The following is a 2499-nucleotide window of genomic DNA, read 5'->3' on the forward strand; positions in this document are numbered from 1 at the left end:
GCGATCTCGTAAACACTTGCCTGCAAGCGCTTCTCCCGATGGAATGGATTGCGGTCGTGAATCACTTCGGGACCCGGACTTAATAGGTCGGGACGCCCAATGCGGTAGCCAACGGCGGGCTTGGCAACCACTTCAGTTGGTTCAACGGCGGGATCAATCACGAGATAGGGCACATTCTCCCAACTCACCCGAATCCGTTGACGCACATCAAAGACGTAACCCTCAACGCGTGGAAAAGTGATTTCCAGATGCTTGCGCTCAGGTAGTGCCCGCACCAGCGTGGACACCTTTTGCACTTCTGTTCGTCCAATGGGTTTCTTTTTGACGGGGATGACCTCAAAGGGCACACCGTAGACATCCACATATTCGGGCTCTGAGAAATCGTCATAGTTTAAGCGGCGCAATCCCCGTCCGACCACTTGCTCGCAGAGAAGTTGTGAAGTGAAGGCACGTAACCCGAGAATTTGCGTCACATTCTGGGCATCCCAGCCTTCATTAAGCATCCCGACGGAGACGACGCAGCGGATGTTTTTGCCGGGCGGGTCGCCTTCCCCTTCCCACTCGGTCTTGCCGATGGTGTCCACTGTTTTACGCAAGCGTTCGGTAGCCTGTTGTTTTGTTTCTCCCTCTACAGCGCTTTCGGCTTCTTTGAGCAGTTTCGTGTCAATTCGTAGTGTTACCACCTCGTCATCCCGATTTTGCAATTCGGACAGAACTTTCCCGCTTGCTATGTGCTCATGCACGACTTTCGCAAGGTTGGTGTTATCGCAGACGACAATGAGGACAGGCGGCACGGGTGAGCCATTTTGCTGAAATGCCTCGAAGGTCTTTTTCCATTCGGCAGCCAGTGTGGCAAGCGCGCCTTCGGCTTCGCGCAACACCGATTCGGGTTTGGCACGGCGACGAGCAGTTTGGCGCTCGGAAGCGGAAAGCTGCTTCTGAATGTGTTCCCACAGGCGGAAATATTTGGGGATTAGCGCACCCGTGTTATCGTCCACCGGCACACGGGGGATTTTCACGATGCCCGACTCAATGGCGTCCACCAAACCAAAGTCGGAAACGATCCAGGGGAAAGGTGTTCCCTCTTCGTAGCCGCTGCCTTTGATGTAAAAAGGCGTTGCTGAAAAATCGGCGCAAAAGTTGATGCCCCGCACAGCATTGATTTTGTCCAAACCGCTGATCCAAACCGTTGCCTCTTCGCGCTCTTCGATTTCTTCAGGCGAAAGTTGTGCCTTTACTTCCTCAGGTAAAGGGGCGGGACGATAGGCATGGTGGGCTTCGTCGTTGATGACGAGAATGTTCTGTTTGTTGCCCAATTCTTTCAGCACGCGACGGCAAAAAGCAGTGTCGCTCTCCACGCCTCGCTGCACCACGCTTCTTGAGCGACTGTCGTCTTTGGGCTGGAAAAGATGCCAGTTGGTGATTTGGAATTTGCCCTGCTGCAAGCGCTCCATCAGCCCGCGGGGCAAGAGGTCGAATTTCTCGTAGTAGTTGCCATGCTTCCATGGGAGAAGCACCTGCAGCCGCTCCCTGATGGTCAGGTTCGGACACACGACCAGCACGGCATCGGAAAAGCGTCGGTCCTGGGGGTTAGCGAGCTTATTGAGGACCTGCCAGGCGATGACCATGGCCATTACCACCGTTTTGCCGCTGCCCGTGGCCATTTTGCAAGCGTAGCGAGTGAGTCCGTTGTCCTTTGGGATGACGATGCCTTGTTTTTCGGCGGGCGATGCTTCCACAAGCCAGATGAGCGTTTCAGCGGCTTCTCGCTGGCAGAAGAACAATTTGCGTTCCCGTTCTGGGTTATTCCAGTGGTTGAGGAGTTGCCGAGTGATGGGCGTAACGCCGGGATAACCCTTTTCACGCCACTCCTTTACGCGTTGGCGAATAGTGTTGACCAGATCCATGGGTACGAATTCTTCTTCCAAGAGGGAGGGTTGGGGACCTCGCGTGCGCGCTTTCAGGTAGTAGCCAGCAGGTCTCCGTCCCTCTTTCAACACCGGTTGCCCGGCCTCATATGCCCAGTAGCGTGCTGGTTCTTCAAAGGGCGAGTTGATGATGGGGTTGTCAACGAGCATATGAACCTCCTCCCAGGTTTATAACTCGCACGACCTCGTTGCCCCGAAAATCAATGACCTTCACAGCAATGCGGTTATGCTCGCCGGGTTTGAAGGGGAACGAGACTGTGCCGCGCATTTTCTCAAAGGCTTCGGGGTCAATGTAGGCTTTGAGCGCCCGTTGGAGTTTCTCCCACGCATCGGGGTCGCCCGGGAAGAAAGCTTGACAGATGTGAAAAGTCTTGCCGTCGTAATCGGTGTCCAAAAACCACGCCGCCACATCTTTGCCCGAAGCAGAGTGAACTTCACCCGTGACAGGGTCATAAATGTCCACACCTCGAAGTTCCACGATGAAAGTGCCGTCTCCCTGTGCATGGACGGCGACATCGGGTTGACCGAAGACGGTGAATATTTGGCTTGCCCGCGTCGTCTTAAGCAAGTC

At 54.8% G+C, this 2499-nt stretch carries 2 protein-coding genes; both read right to left on the minus strand.

Annotated features, from left to right (window positions below; translation table 11 throughout):
* Window positions 1-2078 (minus strand): DEAD/DEAH box helicase family protein (locus tag H5T41_10990; GenBank protein ID MBC7109283.1); only part of this gene is annotated, 2078 nt, incomplete at its 3' end.
* Window positions 2068-2385 carry a DNA methyltransferase gene (locus tag H5T41_10995; GenBank protein MBC7109284.1) on the minus strand — a complete coding sequence of 106 codons (318 nt, stop codon included), beginning with the start codon at window positions 2383-2385 and terminating at the stop codon, window positions 2068-2070. The genes H5T41_10990 and H5T41_10995, both read right to left, overlap by 11 nt.
* Window positions 2386-2499: the final 114 nt, after the last annotated feature.

This window comes from Methanomassiliicoccales archaeon (assembly GCA_014361295.1).
Taxonomy (GTDB): Archaea; Thermoplasmatota; Thermoplasmata; order Methanomassiliicoccales; family JACIVX01; genus JACIVX01.